Source organism: Shewanella sp. SM21 (genome assembly GCF_025654335.1).
Lineage (GTDB): Bacteria > Pseudomonadota > Gammaproteobacteria > Enterobacterales > Shewanellaceae > Shewanella > Shewanella oncorhynchi.
Genome location: NZ_JAKKRL010000003.1, coordinates 339188 through 359384 on the forward strand (window position 1 = coordinate 339188; position 20197 = coordinate 359384).

Consider the following 20197-nt stretch of genomic DNA (forward strand, 5'->3'; position numbering starts at 1 on the left):
AAAATAAAGCCACCCTAAGGTGGCTTTATTTATGGGACTTAGCTTAGCTAAACCATCCAGAAAACATCTGCTTAAAGTAATCGACTAATTTACTAAACCAGCTACCTTCGTTGACTTCTTGCAAGGTCACCAGTGGGAACTGGGCAATGTCTTTACCATCAAGTTGGAAGAATAGACGGCCTACAGTTTCACCTTTTTTCAACGGTGCATCTAATGGCTTAGTCAATTCGAAGTTTGCTTTCAAGTCTTTACCGCGGCCACGGCTGATTGTAATAGGTGTATCAGTTGCGACGCCTAAATCAACAGTGCTCTTGTCACCGTACCATATCTGTTGGGTTGTGAAGCTATCACCCGCTTTGTAAGGCGTGACAGTTTCAAAGAAACGGAAGCCATAGGTCAGTAACTTTTTACTTTCAGCTTTACGGGCTGATTCACTTTGAGTACCCAGAACCACAGAAATCAAACGCATGCCGTCTTTGGTTGCAGATGCCACTAAGTTGTAACCTGCACCAGAGGTGTGGCCTGTCTTTATACCGTCCACGCTCATGCTGTTATCCCACAACAAACCATTACGGTTATATTGTTTGATACCGTTGAAGGTATAAAATTTTTCGCTATAGATGCGGTATTCTTCTGGAACGTCGCGGATTAAGGCTGCACCTAACAATGCCATATCATAGGCAGTTGTTTTGTGGTTTTCTGAGTCTAAGCCATGGGAGTTTTCGAAGTAGCTATCACGCATACCCAGCTGTTTTGTCCATGAGTTCATCATGTCAACGAAGGCGCCTTCGGTGCCAGCGATATGCTCGGCCATAGCCACACACGCATCGTTACCCGATTGGATGATGATACCGCGGTTTAAATCTCCGACTTTAACGGTAGTACCGACTTCAATGAACATCTTCGAGGAGTCAGAGAAGTTTTTAGACCAGGCATTTTTACTGATAGTCACATCATCATCGACCGAGACATTGCCCGCTTTGATTTCTTGACCTATGACATAGCTGGTCATCATTTTAGTTAGGCTGGCTGGGTTAAGGCTTTCATAAGCGTTACTCTCAGCGATAATCTGGCCCGAATTATAATCCATCAAGACGAAAGCCTTGGCGGCCACTGCTGGTGCATCAGGTGTAATAATAGGCTGCGCAGCATAAACGGGGAGAGACACACTGGAAATTAGCAGCAATGTTTTAATGGGACTTTTTACAAAATTCATCATTAACTTGGCACGTCTTTTGGTTGTATTAAATGGAAAGGATTCGAGAAGATCTCCAACAGTGTACCACTTTCTGACTGTGGGTTTTAGTGAAGGTTCCTTCATCTCTATTTTTAAATCAATTCTGGTCCGAGCAAACAGTCATTACTCATGGACTATATAGCCCTCAGGAAAGCCATTTTGCTGGACGTTATTGAGCAGTTTGTCTGCTAACTCAGGTTGGCCTATGGGGCCGAGCTGTAGTCTAAACATATTGTTTGCGGCTTGTACACGGGTCTTGACCTGATATTTTCGCTCCAGATTTTTCGCCATGGTATTGAGTTTGGCTTTATCTTTCGATGCGACTAACTGAATGTAATGATTACCTGTATCTTGCGCGCTGGCAATAGCCGAATTAGTGGCTGCGACACTGCCGACATACACCACATCGAGTTTGATCCGTGCGGTTCCTTTGCCGAGCATGCCGAGTTTATAGGCGGCGGCGTAGGAGACGTCGAGAATACGGTCTGAGTGGAATGGCCCGCGATCGTTGATACGAATGATCACTTGCTTATTGTTATCTAAGTTAGTGATCCGAGCATAACTTGGCAGTGGCAGCGTTTTATGGGCACCAGACATGGAATACATGTCATAGGGTTCGCCATTGGATGTCTCATAGCCATGAAATTTTTCACCGTACCATGAGGCACGGCCCGTTTCACTAAAACCTTGGCCTGTGTTCATCACAGTGTAAGACTCGCCGTAAACCGTATAAGGCTTGTTACCGCGGCGACTATAGGGCTCGTACTTAGGCGTGGCATTTGGCACATGGTCCACATTGGGTGGATTGAGTGGCAGCTTGTCATTCTTTAGCGAATAGCGCCCCTTGTTGGGGTCCATATTTTTTTTGTTTGTGCTGGAGCTAGCTTGGTTTGGGCTCGAAGAACACGCAACAAGTGTGAAGCACGCAACCAAAGCGACAAGCTGTAAAAGATTATTTTTTAGCGGCATGCTGTTCCTTTAATTGTTGGCTAAATTGATAAACGGCCATTGAATACAAAGGACTGCGATTATAGCGAGTGATTACATAAAAATTGTTTAAGCCAAGCCAATAATCATCGTGATCGGCTTGTTCCAGTTTAATAAGTAAGGCTTTTTGCGAGACATCCAAGTCCCTCGCATCAGCCAAGGACAAGGTTGGCGTTAGAATATTGGCGACTTTATAATTGAGCTTTTCGCCTGCCCATACTTTCGCTTTTGGCGCTGTTTGGCTGCTATTGACCAGCGGCAAAGCAACGGGTGCATTGGCTTGCCAACCGTGTTCATGGAAATAATTGGCGACACTGCCAATCGCATCCTCTGGGCTTTGCAATAAATCGCGGTTACCACTGTTATCGAAATCGACGGCGTAATGGCGGTAACTTGAGGGAATAAACTGTCCATAACCCATGGCACCCGCATAGGAGCCTTTGAGGGTATTGATATCTAAGTGTTCTTCTTTGACTAATTTCATCAACTCACCAAATTCCTTGCGGAAAAAGGTGGCGCGAGGCGGATAGTGAAAACCTAAGGTATAGAGGGAATCAATTACAGGGTAATTACCTGTGAACTGGCCGTAGAAGGTTTCAATCCCAATAATGGCGACAATAATCTGTGGGTCGACTTGGTACTTAGCCGCGGCTTTAGCAATGGTTTTCTCGTGTTTTTTCCAAAAAGCGAGCCCAGCATCAAGACGTTTTTCTGTTAAAAAAATCGGGTAATACACATGCCAAGGTTTTGCTTCCCATGGACGGGTCATCGCATCGATAACCCCTTGGTTGTATTTTGCTTTGTCGAGAAAAGCGAGCACTTCTGTCCGAGTAAAACCTTGTTTTACTTGAGCTTGGATAAACTCTTCTTTGAGTTCAGCGGGAGTGGCGGGTACTAATACTTTATCCACTGCGGGAGCCACTGGCGTGCTTGAAGCGGGTGCCTGCGCGGGTGTCGGTTCATTTGTCGTGGTGCATGCGACTAAGCATGAACTTAAGCACAGTAAACCGAGTGGAGCCAAATAAGCTCGGAGAGTAGGCATAAAAAAGTCCCTAAAATTATCTATCTACGAAACGTCTATGGGTATGAATGCTCATAAGAATGCCAAACCCTGTCATCAATGTCAGCATGGAGGTTCCACCATAACTGACAAGGGGCAGTGGTACACCTACCACGGGCAGGATACCTGAAACCATGCCAATATTCACAAAAACATAAACGAAAAACGTCAGCGTGATACTGCCAGCCAGTAGACGAGCGAAACTGGTTTGTGCGCGAGAGGCGATGACTAACCCACGGCCTATGATGTAAAGGTACATAATTAACAGTAAGATACTGCCAATTAAACCAAATTCTTCACCGATCACCGCAAAGATAAAATCGGTATGGCGCTCGGGAATAAACTCAAGCTGTGATTGAGTGCCTTCGAGCCAACCTTTGCCCCAAAGTCCACCTGAGCCGATGGCGATTTTCGACTGGATAATGTGATAACCCGCGCCGAGGGGATCTTGCTCTGGATCGAGCAAGGTTAATACCCGCGTTCTTTGGTAATCGTGCATCAAGAAATACCAAAGGATAGGCAGGAAGGCGAGTACTGCTGCGATAAAGCTGCCAACAATAATCCAGCTCATGCCCGATAAAAACAGCACGAAAATCCCCGATGCAGCCACCAAAATTGAGGTGCCTAAGTCGGGTTGTTTAGCGATCAATAGGGTTGGTACGAGTAAAATCACTCCTGCGCCAGCGAGGTAACGTTTCTTGGGGGGAAGAGGGAACTTACTGATATACCAAGCCATTGTGATGGGGAAGGCGAGTTTAATAAGCTCTGAGGGTTGGAACTCCATAAAGCCTAAGTTCAACCAGCGCTGCGCGCCTTTATTGATTTCACCGAAAAAGTGTACCCCAAGCAGCAAGACAACCCCCGCAAGATAAATGGGTAATGCCCAACGTTTAAGCGCTTCAGGATTGATTTGTGCCATGGTAAACATGATGCCTAGCGACAACACCATACGGAATAGTTGTCGTTCCATCATCTCTAAATCTGCACCGCTGGCAGAATAGATGACAAACAGGCCAAAGCCCATCACAGCTAATAGTCCGAGCAATAAAGGCAAGTCTATGTGCAAGCGTTGCCAGATGTTTTGATATTGGCTATGGGTACTCATGGTATGGGTTTCCAAGTATCTCTAAGCATATATTCATCGAGCATAGCTCGAGCGACTGGGCCAGCATTTGCGCCGCCCCAACCTGCGTTTTCCATCACGACGGCGAGGACGATTTTAGGATCCTCGAAGGGCGCATAGGCCACAACTAAGGCATTATCGCGGAAATGTTCGGCAATTTTACTAGCATCGTATTTAGTATTTTCCGCCACGCCGATGACCTGTGCTGTACCGGTTTTCATTGCGGCAGTGTAAGTGGCATCGGTAAAGCGTGACTTATTTGCAGTTTGGCGCATAGCTTCGTTGATGATGTTCCAGTTACGGGGATTTTTAAGTTCAATTGGCGGTAACTCATTAATCGGTGAGTCAATTTTGGCAGTATTGTCTTTAATTGATCTCAGCAGATGTGGCGGGAGACGGCGGCCTTTGTTGGCCATAATCCCAACGGCATTAGCGAGTTGTAATGGCGTTGCCGTCCAATAACCTTGGCCAATACCGACGGAAATGGTGTCGCCTATATACCAAGCTTGATTGTACTTTAAGCGTTTCCATTCCTTGGATGGCATGTTGCCAGCCGATTCTTCAAAGATATCAATCCCTGTATTTTGGCCAAAGCCAAATTGCTCCATAAAGCGGGCGATATGATCGACACCGACCTTATAGGCTAACTCATAGAAAAAGGTATCGCAGGATTCTACAATCGCGCTATAAACGTTGACCCAGCCATGTCCCCAGCGTTTCCAGTCGCGGTATTTACGTTCAACACCAGGTATTTGCCAAAAACCGGGATCCCACACTCGGGTACTCTCGCTAATGGCTTTCTCATCAAGGCCTAACAGTGCGAGGTGAGGCTTGATGGTAGACGCAGGAGCATACTGACCTTGAGTCGCGCGGTTAATCAAAGGGCGAGATTTATCATTGAGTAAGGCACTGTAATCTTTGCTATTAATGCCTTGTACAAACTGGTTTGGATCATAGCTTGGGCTCGATACCATAGCTAATACTCCACCGTCACGGGGATCGATGGCAACAATAGAACCACGCAGACCTGTGAGTAGTTCCACCGCTTTTTGTTGCAGCTTGAGATCTAAGGTGAGGTAAATATCTTGCCCCGGCTCTGGCGGAACAATTTTTAAGGTGCGAATGGCGCGGCCGCGGTTGTTCACTTCTTCTTCTAAGTGTCCGGGTTTACCATGCAGCAAAGATTCATAAAATTTTTCAATGCCTTGCTTACCAATGTCTTTGGTTGCCGCATAGTTTTTCCACAGATCGCTGCGTTCAAGTTGGGCGCGATCTCGGGTGTTAATTTTGCCTACATAGCCCAGCACATGGGTGATTTGCGCGCCGTAGGGATAGTTACGTTTAAGACCCGCTTCGACCGAAATACCCGGAAATCTGTGTTGGTTAACACTAAAAATGGCCACTTGTTCTTCGGTGAGCTGGTTTTTCAGTGTTAGCGGTTTGAAACGGCGATGAAATTTCAGGGCGTCAGTAAAGGTTTCGCGCTCGTCATCGCTGATCTCAATTAACTTGCCGAGTTCATCTAAGGTCTCTGACATGTTACTGATTTTTTCGGGCACGAGATCGAGGGAATAAAAGGGTAAATTTTCAGCTAAAAGTATGCCGTTGCGATCGTAAATGAGACCACGACTAGGGGCAATTGGAACAACACGAATGCGATTATCATTTGAGCGAGTTGCATAATCTTTATAGGATTCAACCTGTAAATGATAAAGGTTGGTGACTAATACGCTAAATAGAGCGAAAACGCAAAAAAAAGTGAAAAGCGCCCTGCGCTTAAAAAGAGACGCCTCGGCGGCGTGATCATGCATTGTTATCCGCTTTTTTGGCGACACTTATGCTATCTCCGGCTGATCCCATGACGGGTGGTTGACACTCGTTAACATCAAGATCCCGCTATTCTCTATGGTAGGGGTGATTCGTGTTCACGCTCCACGCGCGGTACAAACTTTCGGCAACCACCACCCGTACGAGTGGGTGAGGTAAGGTTAATGCCGAAAGACACCAACTTTGGTTTGCCGCTTCTTTGCAAGCTGGCGCTAATCCTTCAGGTCCACCAATCAGTAAACTGACGTCGCGACCATCGAGTTGCCATTTAGTCAGCGCGGTTGCTAGCTCGGGGGTCGTCCAGTTTTTGCCGGGGAGATCTAAGCTAACAATATGATTGCCTTTGGGAATGGCCGCCAACATTTGTTCGCCTTCTTTTTGAAGTATCCGGACAATGTCGGCATTTTTCCCCCGCTTTCCAGCGGGTATTTCGATAAGCTCCAGCGCCATATCACGGGGAAAACGGCGCTGGTATTCTTCGAAACCACGGGTAACCCAATCGGGCATCCGTGTTCCTACTGCGATGAGCTGTAACTTCATCAGTCTTGCTTTTCTGACCAGAGCTTTTCAAGCTGGTAGAAATCACGGGTTTGATCTTGCATAACGTGCAGGATCACATCGCCCATGTCCACAAGAACCCATTCGCTGCTTTCGCGGCCTTCAACACCTAAAGGTGGAATACCGGCTTTTTTCGCTTCAACCACAAGGTTTTCGGCGATAGCTTTAACGTGAGTCTTTGATGTACCTGAACATATGACCATGTAGTCAGTGATGTTAGATTGCTTGCTGACATCCAGAACAACAACGTCTCTGGCTTTCAAGTCGTCGATCTTGTCGACAACAAACTGTTTTAATTCCGCGCTCTGCACGCTGGCGTACCTCATTAATTTTAAATAGCGCGGTAGTATACCAGTGTTGCTGCTGGGAATACATTGTCATTGGCAGTTGAGTTGGCGATATCTGCTTACGGTTCGAGCTAAGGTAAGTAAAGTCGTTGATTTTTGATGTAATCTAGCGTGATGGGCATGAGTAAATCGGCGGGCATTTCGCCTTTTGCCAGTTGTTCGCGGATTTGAGTTGAAGAAATATCTTGTGGTGTAATCGCCACAGGGAAAATCTGCCCACAGTTTTTATGGACACTGCTAGTACGACCTTCCACTGTCCCTTGGGGCGCTTGACTGCGGGCCGTCAATACCTGTTGCATAGGATGCTCTGCATCGAGCTGCCAACCCGGGCGCTGACAGACAACGAGATGGGCAAAGTCGAATAGGCGTTGCCACTCATGCCAGCTTTTTAATTGGATGAAAGAGTCCATCCCCATGATAAAAAACAGCTCATCTTCAGGATGTAAGCTTTTCAGTTGCTCAAGCGTGACAACTGTGTACGAAGGCGTGTCGCGTTTAGCTTCGATGTCGCACAGTGCAAATCCGTCGAGTTGCTGACAGACATCGGCTACCATTTTGAGGCGCTGTGTTGTGGTTAAGTTCGGCTGCTGTTTATGGGGCGGAATATGGTTCGGCATCAGCAGGATTTTATCCAAGGCTAATGCTTGTTTCACTTCAATCGCGGGACGGATATGACCATAGTGTATCGGGTCGAAAGTGCCGCCTAAAATACCAATACGCATATCAAGCCTTTGGTTAACCTATGATTAGTCTATGGCTATATGTGCCAGATGCCGATGGGCTCTAGGATCAAATAACAGACACAGGTGGCTCAGACCAGTCCAATCCTCTTTCCCCTGTTGCTTTAAGTTGAGCTCAAGTTTCGAGGCGAGGGCGAGCATGTGTTCGAGTTGTTCAAGGCTGAGTCGTTGCAGCGCCGCTTGATACAGTGGTTTACGTTTATCCCAAATTCGATGTTTACCCCAGAGTGCACTGAGCGCAACGCCTTGGGCTTGCTCGCATTTCAAATTGAATAACAAACCGAGTTCTTTAAACAAGGCCCACAGCAGGATAGGTAAGGCAGTGCCTTCGCCATTGAGCTGGGCTAGCATGTGCTGCGCGCTATCCTGTTTATTATTCAGCAATGCATCCGTGAGTTGGAATACGGTGAAGCGCGACTGATCTTCAAAATAGTGGCCCAGTTCGTCGGCACTGACGGGTTTTGCTGGGCTCAGGAGTTGCAGCAACTGCATGGCTTGATCGGCAGCTAGTAAATTCCCTTCATACAGAGAATGCAGCATAGCACGGGCATCAGGCTGCAGATTTAGCTTAAAGTGCTTGATGCGGCCATCAAGCCAGCGCATAAACTGCTCGCCCTCTGGCGTGGCGCAGGGCAAATACATGCCATGGGCATCTAAGGTCTTAAACCATTTACTGTTGGTTTGCTCTGTGGCGAGCTTTGGCCCTTCGATAATCAACAGCATATCGGGATTGGGCGTCTGCAATAGGGCTTGCAATGTGCTAGAGCCTTCGGCACCGGGCTTAGCTTGGGGAAGGGTTAGCTCAATCAAGCGTTTACTGGAAAACAGGCTCATGGCCTGCCATTCCTGAGTCAGATCGTTCCAATTAAAGCCCGTCTCTTGAATGAGTTGGACTTTTTCATCGAATCCCTGACGCTTGGCGAATTGGCGGATCTGATCTTTGGTGGTTTCAATCAACCAAGGATCATCCCCAAAAATCAGATAACAAGGGAATAACTGGTTAAGGTGGCGGGAGAGTTGGTCTGGATAGACTCTCATTTAATGATAGCCCTGCATTAATTCACCTCAGTACTGGCCATTGCTTGCAGAATACGATCGGCAGCTTGGATACGCATTTCCTTCGTCAGCAATTCCATTTCACGGCTCTTTGCCAATGCGGTACGTGGATCGTCTAAGTAGTCGCGGCGAATTTCAACCTTGAAAGGCTGCGCTTCTTTGCCCGGCAATGCCACAGCAAATTCGACTAAATAAATCAGCTCATACTCGGCGACGTTACCTGTTGGGTACAAAGATAATGTCGATCGCTCAAGGGAGTCGGTGATTAATCTTAATACTGGAATGTCATCGGCGGCGTCGACAACTTGGATATTGTTCAAGCGCAGGCGTTCACGTACCAGACGGGTGAGTTCACTGTATTCATCCACACTGCTCAAACTCAAATGATTGAGGGCATCAGGGATCTGATAACTGCGTTGAAGCTTAAAACCGCAACCAGCGCTGGTCATAATGACCAGTGCTATGATTGCGAAGCATATGCGTTTGATTAGCATAGATTTCGCGGTTTCCTATTCGTGGTATACCCTGCTGACTTGAAGTTGCAGCTATGCTGCAACTTCATTGGCTTTGAGTATAGCGAGTTATTAGCAGCCGTTAATTGGCCACTATGCTGAGCAGTTTGCCCGGCACATAGATCACTTTACGTACTGTCAGGCCGTCTAGGTATTTGATCACGTGTTCATCACTCATGCCTAAGGCTTCTACTGATTCTTTATCAGCGTCGGCGGCTACTGTGATTTTTGCGCGAACTTTACCGTTAACTTGCACAACGATGAGCTTGCTGTCTTCAACTAGCGCAGCTTCATCAACGACTGGCCATTGGCTATCTTCGATGTTGCTAGCATTGCCTAACTCGTTCCACAGGTTAAAGCTCACATGCGGAATGATAGGGTACAGCAAACGTACGATGGCGGATAAGGCTTCGCCGATAATGGCGTTGTCTTGACCTGTGGTTTGTGGTGCTTTTTGCAGATGGTTCATAAGTTCCATCACGGCGGCAACCGCAGTGTTGAACATCTGACGGCGGCCGATATCGTCGGTCACTTTCGCGATAGTCTTGTGGACTTCACGGCGCAGCGCTTTTTGCTCGCTTGTTAACTTGCTGACATCTAAGGCTTCGCTATTGTCTTGGGCGATATACTCGCTTGCAAGCTTCCACAGACGTTTAATGAAGCGGTGTGCGCCTTCAACGCCAGACTCTTGCCATTCCAGAGTTAATTCTGGTGGTGAGGCGAACATCATAAATAGGCGAACCGTATCGGCGCCGTATTTTTCGACCATGACTTGAGGATCGATACCATTGTTTTTCGACTTAGACATCTTGCACATGCCGGTATAAACAAGCTCGTTGCCGTCTTTGTCGATAGCCTTAGTAATGCGGCCCTTGTCGTCTTTTTCTGTGCTCGCTACATCTAAAGGAGAAACCCATACACGGGCGCCTTTTTCGTTGATGTAGTAGAAAGCATCGGCCAACACCATGCCTTGGGTCAGCAGTTGTTTGGCTGGCTCGTTAGAGTTAACCAAACCTGCATCACGCAGCAACTTGTGGAAGAAGCGGAAATATAACAAATGCATACAAGCATGTTCGATACCGCCAATGTATTGATCCACAGGTAGCCAGTAGTTGGCTTTCGCGGGATCTAACATTTCGTCTGCATGCGGGCTGCAGTAACGGGCGTAATACCAAGAGGATTCCATAAAGGTATCGAAGGTATCGGTTTCGCGCAGCGCATCTTGGCCATTAACTTGGGTTTTTGCCCATTCTTTATCGGCCTTGATTGGGCTTTGAATACCGTCCATCACGACATCTTCTGGCAGTAATACTGGCAGTTGATCTGCTGGCGTTGGGATCACTGTGCCGTCGGCTAAGGTCACCATAGGGATTGGTGCGCCCCAGTAACGCTGACGTGAAACACCCCAATCGCGCAGACGATAGTTGACTTGGCGCTTGCCTTTACCTTCGGCAACTAACTTATTAGCGATGGCATTAAAGCCTGCTTCAAAGTCTAAACTGTCGAACTCACCCGAGTTAAACAGTACGCCTTTTTCGGTATAAGCGGCTTCGCTAATGTCCACTTCGCCATCAACTGGCTTGATCACAGCCTCAATTGCTAGACCATATTTTTTTGCAAATTCAAAGTCACGTTGGTCGTGGCCTGGAACTGACATCACAGCGCCTGTGCCATAGTTCATCAACACAAAGTTAGCTGCCCAAATCGGGACTTGCTTACCAGTGATAGGATGAATTGCGAAAAGCCCTGTAGCGACACCGCGTTTTTCCATTGTCGCGAGTTCGGCTTCTGATGTTGTGCTGTTTTTGCACTCATCGATAAAGGCGGCAAGCTCTGGATTGGTTTGCGCGGCGACTTCAGCTAATGGATGACCTGCGGCAATCGCCACATAGGTCACGCCCATTAAGGTATCTGGACGTGTGGTATAGATATCGAAGCTTTTATCGTGACCTGCGACGCCGAAGGTCATTTCCACACCTTCGCTGCGACCAATCCAGTTGCGCTGCATGGTCTTAACCTGTTCAGGCCAGCCATCTAAGGTATCGATATCGTTTAACAATTCTTCTGCATAGGCAGTGATCTTAATAAACCACTGTGGAATTTCTTTTTGTTCCACAGGGGTATCACAGCGCCAGCAGCAACCGTCTTGAACTTGCTCGTTCGCCAGTACGGTTTCATCGTTTGGACACCAGTTGACTGAAGCTGTCTTTTTGTAGACTAGGCCTTTCTCGTACAACTTAGTGAAGAACCATTGTTCCCAGCGATAATATTCAGGGGTACAAGTGGCGATTTCACGGCTCCAATCGTAACCAAAACCCAGCAATTTCAGCTGGTTCTTCATGTATTCTATATTTTCATAGGTCCATGGCGCAGGCGCAGTCTTGTTGTTAATCGCGGCATTTTCTGCGGGTAAACCAAATGAGTCCCAACCAATAGGCTGGAGCACGTTTTTGCCTTGAAGACGTTGAAAGCGTGCAACTACGTCACCTATGGTATAGTTGCGTACGTGTCCCATGTGGAGTCTGCCAGAAGGGTACGGAAACATCGAAAGGCAATAAAACTTTTCTTTGTTTGCGTCTTCAGTGACTTCGAAGGTTTTGTTGTCATGCCAGTGCTTTTGCACTAAGGCTTCAATTTCTGAGGGATTATATTGCTCTTGCATCACTCTATTTCCGGCAGTGCCGCCTATTATTGGATCTAACGCCATATCAGCGCGAGTAAGATCTACATAGAATAAACTAGAAGCGATGCATTAAAAAGGTTCGTATGAAGGAGTATTGGTTATGAATGATAGAAGTAACGCGTTACTAGGACTGTATCAAGCCTTAATTACCGAAGTGAAATCTCAATTTGCAGAAGATAACACTATGACTGTAAAGAACTTATTTAATTCTGTCACTCAAGGTAAGGAGTATTTACGTCTTAAAGAACAGGCAGGGGAAGATGAACTCGCTTTAGTCGAACAATTCTTAAAGCGTGATATTACGAGTTTTCTCCGTGAGCAGAACGCGGATAGTTTGAGTCATAGCCCAACCGTGATTACTTTAGAGAATACGCTTTGGCATTGGCTCAGTGAAATCACCGACCGCAGCCAAGTCGAATGGCATGAGTTAACGCAAGATTTTAAGCACCAAGGCTACTACAAGAGTGGTGATATTGTGAATCAGGGCATCATGGTGTGCACTAACTGTGGTAATGAAATGAGTATTGAATTTCCAAGTCCCATCCCAGATTGTCCAGAGTGTGATCATGAAGAATTTACCCGCGAGCCACTAACGCCTTAATCAAGGTGATGATGTTATGCAGCTAAAACGACGCCTCTGCGTCGTTTTTTTTAGAGTTCTATTAGACCTAAATGGCTCATCTCTGCATTAATTAGGCTGTTGTATCAATTGTTGGTACGAGAGTAGTTGAGGATTTGACCGCCAAAGGGCGCTAATAAAAATTCAGTGTGAATGGGTTTATGTTGCGTGTGTTCGTAACCTAAGGTGACCATACGTTTACTGAATTTGGCATGATTACCACGGCCTGGATCGACTAAGACCACATCGCAAACCGGTTTAGCATGCTGCTCAATAAATTGTGACAACAGATCGGCATGCTCTTGTTCGTACAAGAGATCGCTACCGATGATCAGGTCAAATAAACCTAAATTAGTTTGTGCATCTGCCCACCCTGTTCGAACAAACGGAATCGCACGACCATGATTTAAATCGACATTTTGCTTAAGGAAATTTTCCGACTCGGGGTGATAGTCGGTTGCTGTGATGTCGGCATGTCTGTGGTTTAGCACTAGACTTGCCAGCCCTATACCGCAGCCAACCTCAAGAATGCGTTTATTATCAATTTGATAATCGGCCATATGATGGGATAGCACTTGGCTAGACGGCCAAACTATGCCAAATAATGGCCAAGTTGCGGAGGAAATACCGAGCTTTTCAGCTTCGCCATCTAGGTCTTCAAATTCTTGGTTATTTCTTAGGGTTCTGACATGAATGTCGAGATCCCCAAATTCGTGGGTTTGGTAGCGCACGCGAAGCTGTGCCATAGAGTTGCCTTGACTGTGTACCTTGGTTAAGGAACGAGGTAATGGTACCAATCATATTGGCTATGCAGACACAGTTACTGTGATTGGTATAAGGCCACGTCTAATCGTTCACCTTAACGTGGAACGCGCAATCAGCCTAATGTATTCGCAGACAATTGCAGGATAACACAGGTTAACTGAGTGTCAGCCTAACAACCTTGGGTGTTGATATCATATTGCGGCGCAGTGTTGGCATCGCTGGCTTGGGTGTAGCGGAAATAGCATTGGTCATCATTCACTAAGGAGTTGTTGTTAAGATCGTAGCCTATATAAGTGATATCAATGCCTTGATATTGAATGATAAGTTTATCATCTGAGGTGATCCATTTTTCCATATCAGTATTATCGAGGTAACCCCATTTTAATCGTGTATCTGGAGTGCCATCACCATTGAGGTCGATATCAATAATATCATCGCGCCCAGCTACCGCTTGGCTTAGTAGGCTAGGCATTTGGGTTTTTGAGTAAGCTAGCATATTGGCTGTTTTAACGCTGGCCTGTACTTGGCTTAAGGTTTGTACCCGCGCTTCTTTACTTAAGCCGATAAATTTAGGCGCGGCGATCACAGCCAAGATCCCAAGCACAATAATCACAACGACAAGTTCAATTAAGGTAAAACCTGCCACATCTTGTTTATTGACTTGGTAATGCATGGCCTAAATCCTATTGCGCTTTAAAACGTCGGGCAAGACCGAGTAGAACGATTAAACCACAGAGTATCAGTAGGGGCATTTGGCCTAATTTTGCAAACCAAGTTTGTCCTGTGACTAATGGAATGCTTGCACTTAGCACGCCTATTTCAAACTGTGGCAATGACGCTGTGATATTGCCACGCTCATCGACTATGGCTGTCACGCCATTGTTGGTTGCGCGTAATAGAGGCCGACCCAATTCAACCGCGCGCATTTGAGCGATTTCCATATGCTGTAATGGCCCATTTGAGCTACCAAACCATGCATCGTTAGAGACAGTTAATAGTATATCTGTCCCTTGATTAACGTTGTCGCGCAACTGTTCCGGAAAGGCTATTTCATAACAAATTGCTGGCGCGATTTTATGGCCTAGTGCGCTGAGGTTCGGCTGTTGATATTCGCCTCGCGTAAAGGACGACATGGGCAAATTAAAGAAAGGTGCTATCGGGCGCAGCAGCGCTTCAAAGGGGACAAACTCGCCAATTGGCAACAGATGGTGTTTCTTAAATTGATTGCTACCATCACCCTCATAGTCTGGGCCTGCTTGTTGTTTCTGATTATGATTACCAAGCACAATCAATGAATTATAGAACTCATTGTTTTGATGGCTGATAATACCAGTGATAATTGAGGTATGGTTTAGATTGGCGACTTTATTGGCGTTATCTAAAAAGTCCTGCACCATAGATTCTGGCGCTGGAATTGCCGCTTCTGGCCAAATAATGATATCGGCATCCAGATGTTCGCGGGATAAATCCATGTATTTTAACAGCGTCGGCCACAGGGCATCGGGTTCCCACTTCATGCTTTGGGGAATATTGCCTTGCACCAGTGCCACTTTAACATTTTCACCCGTAGGATGAATGTCCCAAAGTTTAGGCGCAGCCCAAACGGCCAGAATACTGAGCGGCAGTAAAAGCAGTAAACTCTTATAACGCTTAGTAAAACAAAGCGCTAATGCACCAGCGAGCATGGCCAATACAAAACTTATTCCCAGTGTGCCTATGATACTGGCAAGGGGTTTTAGTGGCCCTTGAGTTTGCGAGTAACCCGCCCATAACCAAGGGAAGCCTGTCATTACCCAGCCACGAGCCCATTCGGTCAAGGTCCATAATGCGGGGAATAGGGCGAGATTACGCCAAAGACCAAATCGATTTTCACCATTATGGCTCAGCGTTTTAGTTAACCAAACCAGCGCCAAACCAGTTAGCGCGGGATACAAGGCTAAATACAAGGCTAACAAGGCCATTAACCCAACGGAGGCAATGAGCGGCATACCACCAAAGGTATCCATGCTCACGTGAACCCAGCTGATCCCTACGGCAAAACAGCCAAATCCAAAGCTTAACCAATAGTAAAAGCTTGCCTTAGCGCTCAGCGTTCGGCTGTGCCAGAGGGCAATCGCCATGGCAAACGGATAGATTATCCAAACGGAATAGGGCGCAAATGAAAGCGCCGTACTGGCGCCAAGGGCAAATGCCAGTACGAGTCTCAAAGCACTAGGTTGGGACTGTTGTTGGGCAAAAGCCCTGATTTTTTTTAGCACGAGTGATTATTCTACGTCTTCGCCAGTATTAGGATCGGGGAGTTTAACTCTGAGTTGGATTAAACGCCTAGTGTCAGCATTGATGACTTTAAATTCTATGCCTTCAATGATGATGCTCTCGTTACGTTCTGGCAGATGGCCAAAGGCGTGTGAGACTAAGCCACCGACGGTATCAAACTCTTCATCGCTGAATTCAGTGTTGAATTCTTCGTTGAAATCTTCGATTGGCGTCAAAGCTTTAACCATATAAACCGTGTTACCGACTTTGCGGATCTCGGTTTCTTCAGTGCTATCGTGGTCGAATTCGTCTTCAATCTCGCCGACAATTTCTTCAAGAATATCTTCGATAGTCACGAGTCCCGATACACCGCCGTACTCATCAACCACAATCGCCATATGGTAGCGTTGAGAGCGGAATTCTTTTAGCAGAACATCGACGCGTTTGCTTTCGGGCACAACCACGGCGGGACGGATCACGCGATCCAGTGAGAAGGGCTCATCACTGTTGGAGAAACCGTAAGGGATCAAATCTTTGGCAAGCAATATGCCTTCGATATGGTCTTTATCTTCGTTAACAACGGGGAAGCGCGAGTGACCTGAACCAATCACAGTCGCAAGTAACTCTTCGACCGAGTTGTCTATCTGGAGGGCGACAATTTGAGCTCTTGGGATCATGATATCCCGAACACGCATATCAGAAACGTCTAATACACCTTTTATCATCTCGCGGGTGTCTTGGGTGATCAAATCGCGCTGCTCGGCACCATCAATCACATCGACTAGATCTTCGCGATTTTGAGGTTCGCCCTGAAATAGCTGACTTACTCTATCAAACCAACCTTTCTTGTGGGCGTTCGTACTAGGGGGGATATCGTCACTCATAGTTTTCTCATTAGCTTTTGATAGGGATTATCTTAGCTAATTATTGTTCCTTATATGGGTCAGTAAAACCTAATCTTTCAATGAGTTGAGCCTCTAATGACTCCATCTCTTCGGCTTCTTCATCGTCGATGTGATCATACCCTAGCAGATGCAAGCAACCATGTACAACCATGTGTGCCCAGTGCGCTTCTAGTGGTTTTTGTTGTTCACGGGCTTCATTTTCAACGACTGCCGCACAAATGACAAGATCTCCGAGTAAAGGAAGTTCAATTTCTGGTGGTGCTTCAAAGGGAAATGACAGTACATTGGTCGGTTTGTCTTTACCGCGATAGGTATTGTTGAGCATTTGGCTCTCGCGGCTATCGACGATACGTATGGTTAATTCAGCTTCATCCATGCTATTGCCAATTGCGGTAGTGGCCCAAAGGGCGAATTGTTCGTCCGTTGGTAGCCACTCACTGGTGCTGGCATGTTGAATATCTAAGGCTAACTCAAGACTCATGTGTTGCGGCTTCCTGCTGTTGCTTTTGGTACTGGCTTTCTTTTTTGGCTTTTAAGGTTTGCTCTTTTAACTCGAAGGCTTCATAGGCTTCAACGATACGGGCAACCACAGGATGGCGCACTACATCTTGGGAGACAAAAAAGTTAAAGCTGATTTCTTCGACTTGGCTTAACACTTCAATCGCGTGACGTAGCCCTGACTTTTGATGTTTAGGTAAGTCGGTTTGAGTGATGTCGCCGGTGATCACCGCACGGGAATTGAAACCGATACGGGTAAGGAACATCTTCATCTGCTCGATTGTGGTGTTTTGGCTTTCATCGAGAATAATAAAGGCATCGTTCAAGGTACGACCGCGCATATAGGCAAGCGGTGCCACTTCTATTACATTTTTCTCGATGAGGCGTTCCACTTTTTCAAAGCCAAGCATTTCGAACAGGGCATCGTAGAGCGGACGCAAATAGGGGTCTACCTTTTGACTTAAGTCACCGGGTAAGAAACCGAGTTTTTCACCCGCTTCCACCGCAGGGCGAGTCAGCAGAATGCGGCGCACTTCTTGGCGCTCTAACGCATCTACTGCCGCTGCTACGGCAAGGTAGGTTTTGCCCGTTCCAGCAGGACCAATACCGAAGGTAATATCGTGACGCGTAATATTGGCCACATACAAGCTTTGATTCGGATTGCGTGGCTTAATGACACCGCGGCGGGTTTTGATATTAATACCGCTGTCGTCGTTAGCGTCTGCTTGCTCTAGGGCAATGGCCGCTTGAATGGCGATATGGACTTGCTCAGGCTCAAGATCGGGCGTGCTGCCTTTAACCGTTTGGGTCTCGATGTAGAGTTCTTTTAGTAAGTTGTTGGCGCTTAAACAATTGCGTGGCAGTCCGGTGATCTGGAAATGATTGTTCTTACGGACGATTTCAACGCCAACGCGACGTTCTATCTGCTTGATATTGTCATCGAATGGACCGCACAGTGAAGCCAAACGGCGTGTTTCTGCGGGTTCGAGATACAGATTCATGGTAGTTAATTTACTGGACAAATAGCACTCCCAATAGCGAATAAGAAAGCAAGGTACGAGGTTGGTTAACCATCGCAAGATAATTTTAGTTTACGAGCCATAGCCGATAATTGCTAACGGAAAATAACAATTGCCTCGGTAGACTTAAACAAAAGTGCGTGAAAGCAAAAGGGCGACTAAGTCGCCCTTCTTTATATAGGTACTGTTTAAGCTTAAGCCGATTTAACGCTTATGGCTTAAATTGAGTCACACCCAGTTCATCATCTTGCTTGCGCTTGGCCAGAATTTCTGCCGGACGCAGGCTACGACGTAGATCCATTTCATCTTCGCCGCGGATAAAGACACCGCGCAGTGAGTTAGTGTAAACGTCGACAATTTCTACATCCACGAAAGTACCAATGTGTTTTGGTTGACCTTCGAAGTTCACTACTCGGTTGTTCTCAGTACGGCCGCGCAGTTCCATAGGATTTTTCACCGATGGTCCTTCAACCAGAATACGTTGCACTGTGCCCATCATGTGGCGGCTGTAGCGCATGGCTTGCTGGGTGATGCGGTCTTGCAGAATCGCCAGACGTTGTTTTTTCTCTTCCATATCGACGTTATCGGGTAAATCTGCCGCTGGCGTGCCCGGACGTGCGCTATAGATAAAGCTGAAGCTGTGGTCGAAACCTATGTCTTCAATCAACTTCATGGTATCGGCAAAGTCTTCTTTGGTTTCGCCAGGGAAGCCAATGATAAAGTCCGAGCTGATTTGAATCCCTTCACGGGCTTTACGCAGGCGGCGGATGATTGACTTATATTCAATCGCCATATGGCCGCGTTTCATCGCTGTGAGAATACGGTCAGAACCCGATTGCACTGGTAAGTGCAAGAAGCTTACAAGCTCAGGGGTATCTTCGTAAACGTCGATGATATCTTGTGTAAATTCAATCGGGTGACTGGTCGTGAAGCGGATACGGTCGATACCGTCGATGGCTGCCACGAAGCGCAGTAATTCCGCAAAAGTACAAATTGCGCCATCGTGAGTTGCGCCGCGATAGGCATTCACGTTTTGGCCGAGCAAGTTTACTTCGCGCACACCTTGCTCCGCCAATTGGGCGATTTCAAGGATAATATCGTCCGATGGACGGCTGACTTCTTCGCCGCGAGTATAAGGTACAACACAGAACGAGCAGTATTTGCTGCAACCTTCCATGATAGACACAAACGCGGTTGGGCCTTCGGCGCGTGGCTCTGGCAGACGGTCGAATTTTTCGATTTCAGGGAAGCTGATATCGATAACCGCTTTATCACCACGGCGCACTTGCTCGATCATCTCGGGCAGACGGTGCAAGGTTTGTGGTCCGAAAATAATGTCGACACATTGGGCTCTGTCTTTAATGGCTTTGCCTTCTTGTGAGGCAACGCAGCCGCCCACGCCAATAATCAAATTAGGATTTTTATCTTTAAGCGTCTTCCAGCGTCCTAGCTGATGGAACACTTTTTCTTGCGCTTTTTCGCGGATAGAACAAGTGTTGAGCAGGAGAATGTCTGCCTCAGACGCTTCTTCAGTCAAGGTATAACCTTGGTATTCGCCTAACAGATCAGCCATCTTGGATGAGTCATACTCATTCATTTGACAGCCCCAAGTCTTGATATGGAGTTTCTTACTCATCAGTTGTGTCGCCCTAAGATGACCAATAAAAATAGCGCGACATTTTACCTGCTGTTACGGCTGCTGACCAGCTTTGTCCACACTTTTAGCTGTTGGCTTTTGCCAAGGGCGATACCCTCACAAATGCTAGGTTTTTATTGTTCGGCTGCATTTGGGCAAGATTAATATTGTTAACATGCTGAGCTTTCGTTATTCCCAGCAAACTATTCGGGCTTGAATGCCTATGTCTTCACGGATTTCGAATCGAAATGCGCTCAACATTTCCGTGGTATCTTGATATAAGGCATAATCGAGCGGGTTTGTGAAAAGTCGCTTGAGCAGAAATACAGAAGGGCTTAAAGGTGCTAACTAAGGTCGTAACTAAGGTGG

At 46.8% G+C, this 20197-nt stretch carries 19 protein-coding genes; 1 reads left to right on the forward strand and 18 read right to left on the reverse strand.

Going from position 1 to position 20197, the window contains the following annotated elements; genetic code table 11:
• Positions 1-43: 43 nt before the first annotated feature.
• The 11 genes from L5L94_RS05775 to leuS all read right to left on the reverse strand — a co-directional run bounded on the left by L5L94_RS05775 (position 44) and on the right by leuS (position 12109).
• The gene (locus tag L5L94_RS05775) at positions 44-1219 is read right to left on the reverse strand and encodes a serine hydrolase (protein WP_028761483.1); all 1176 of its coding nucleotides are present in this window, start codon (positions 1217-1219) and stop codon (positions 44-46) included.
• 141 nt (positions 1220-1360) lie between these two features.
• A complete protein-coding gene (locus L5L94_RS05780) occupies positions 1361-2206 on the reverse strand; it encodes a septal ring lytic transglycosylase RlpA family protein (RefSeq protein ID WP_131523223.1) in 846 nt (281 codons plus the stop codon).
• Complete coding sequence (mltB, locus tag L5L94_RS05785) at positions 2190-3266, reverse strand: lytic murein transglycosylase B (RefSeq protein ID WP_263140070.1); 1077 nt, start codon at positions 3264-3266, stop codon at positions 2190-2192. Before mltB ends, L5L94_RS05780 begins: the two co-directional genes overlap by 17 nt.
• Positions 3267-3282: 16 nt before the next feature.
• On the reverse strand, positions 3283-4389 hold the full coding sequence (rodA, locus tag L5L94_RS05790; protein ID WP_028761480.1) for a rod shape-determining protein RodA: 1107 nt from the start codon (positions 4387-4389) through the stop codon (positions 3283-3285).
• Complete coding sequence (gene mrdA / locus L5L94_RS05795) at positions 4386-6242, reverse strand: penicillin-binding protein 2 (RefSeq protein ID WP_168822786.1); 1857 nt, start codon at positions 6240-6242, stop codon at positions 4386-4388. Before mrdA ends, rodA begins: the two co-directional genes overlap by 4 nt.
• 61 nt (positions 6243-6303) lie before the next feature.
• Positions 6304-6774 (reverse strand): 23S rRNA (pseudouridine(1915)-N(3))-methyltransferase RlmH, encoded by a 471-nt coding sequence (rlmH, locus tag L5L94_RS05800; protein WP_006082752.1) that lies wholly within the window; start codon positions 6772-6774, stop codon positions 6304-6306.
• Entirely contained in the window at positions 6774-7103 is a 330-nt protein-coding gene (gene rsfS, locus L5L94_RS05805) for a ribosome silencing factor (protein ID WP_006082751.1), read from the reverse strand. The genes rlmH and rsfS overlap by 1 nt, the downstream gene beginning before the upstream one ends.
• 107 nt (positions 7104-7210) lie before the next feature.
• Positions 7211-7861 (reverse strand): nicotinate-nucleotide adenylyltransferase, encoded by a 651-nt coding sequence (nadD, locus tag L5L94_RS05810; protein WP_263161874.1) that lies wholly within the window; start codon positions 7859-7861, stop codon positions 7211-7213.
• 24 nt (positions 7862-7885) lie between these two features.
• Complete coding sequence (gene holA / locus L5L94_RS05815; RefSeq protein WP_028761477.1) at positions 7886-8917, reverse strand: DNA polymerase III subunit delta; 1032 nt, start codon at positions 8915-8917, stop codon at positions 7886-7888.
• A 17-nt stretch (positions 8918-8934) separates the two neighbouring features.
• Positions 8935-9429 carry an LPS assembly lipoprotein LptE gene (gene lptE / locus L5L94_RS05820; RefSeq protein WP_263161876.1) on the reverse strand — a complete coding sequence of 165 codons (495 nt, stop codon included), beginning with the start codon at positions 9427-9429 and terminating at the stop codon, positions 8935-8937.
• Positions 9430-9529: 100 nt separating this feature from the next.
• Positions 9530-12109 carry a leucine--tRNA ligase gene (gene leuS / locus L5L94_RS05825; RefSeq protein ID WP_263161879.1) on the reverse strand — a complete coding sequence of 860 codons (2580 nt, stop codon included), beginning with the start codon at positions 12107-12109 and terminating at the stop codon, positions 9530-9532.
• A 121-nt stretch (positions 12110-12230) separates the two neighbouring features.
• Here leuS and L5L94_RS05830 point away from each other — a divergent pair, with 121 nt between their 5' ends.
• Positions 12231-12731: a zinc ribbon-containing protein gene (locus tag L5L94_RS05830; protein ID WP_028761474.1), complete on the forward strand. Its 501-nt coding sequence runs from the start codon at positions 12231-12233 to the stop codon at positions 12729-12731.
• A gap of 104 nt (positions 12732-12835) precedes the next feature.
• Here L5L94_RS05830 and L5L94_RS05835 read toward each other — a convergent pair whose 3' ends face one another.
• From L5L94_RS05835 to miaB, 7 genes are all read right to left on the reverse strand, one after another.
• Positions 12836-13495, reverse strand: coding sequence for a class I SAM-dependent methyltransferase (locus L5L94_RS05835; RefSeq protein WP_173497497.1), 660 nt, complete (start codon positions 13493-13495; stop codon positions 12836-12838).
• Between the two features lie 188 nt (positions 13496-13683).
• Positions 13684-14187 carry a type II secretion system protein gene (locus tag L5L94_RS05840; protein ID WP_263161882.1) on the reverse strand — a complete coding sequence of 168 codons (504 nt, stop codon included), beginning with the start codon at positions 14185-14187 and terminating at the stop codon, positions 13684-13686.
• A 10-nt stretch (positions 14188-14197) separates the two neighbouring features.
• Positions 14198-15772 (reverse strand): apolipoprotein N-acyltransferase, encoded by a 1575-nt coding sequence (gene lnt / locus L5L94_RS05845; RefSeq protein WP_263161885.1) that lies wholly within the window; start codon positions 15770-15772, stop codon positions 14198-14200.
• Between the two features lie 6 nt (positions 15773-15778).
• Entirely contained in the window at positions 15779-16654 is an 876-nt protein-coding gene (gene corC / locus L5L94_RS05850) for a CNNM family magnesium/cobalt transport protein CorC (protein WP_006082742.1), read from the reverse strand.
• A 40-nt stretch (positions 16655-16694) separates the two neighbouring features.
• Positions 16695-17156, reverse strand: a complete 462-nt coding sequence (gene ybeY / locus L5L94_RS05855) for an rRNA maturation RNase YbeY (protein WP_263161888.1) — start codon at positions 17154-17156, stop codon at positions 16695-16697.
• The gene (locus L5L94_RS05860; RefSeq protein WP_028761469.1) at positions 17146-18195 is read right to left on the reverse strand and encodes a PhoH family protein; all 1050 of its coding nucleotides are present in this window, start codon (positions 18193-18195) and stop codon (positions 17146-17148) included. Before L5L94_RS05860 ends, ybeY begins: the two co-directional genes overlap by 11 nt.
• A 208-nt stretch (positions 18196-18403) precedes the next feature.
• Positions 18404-19828, reverse strand: a complete 1425-nt coding sequence (miaB, locus tag L5L94_RS05865) for a tRNA (N6-isopentenyl adenosine(37)-C2)-methylthiotransferase MiaB (protein ID WP_006082739.1) — start codon at positions 19826-19828, stop codon at positions 18404-18406.
• Positions 19829-20197 lie beyond the last annotated feature (369 nt).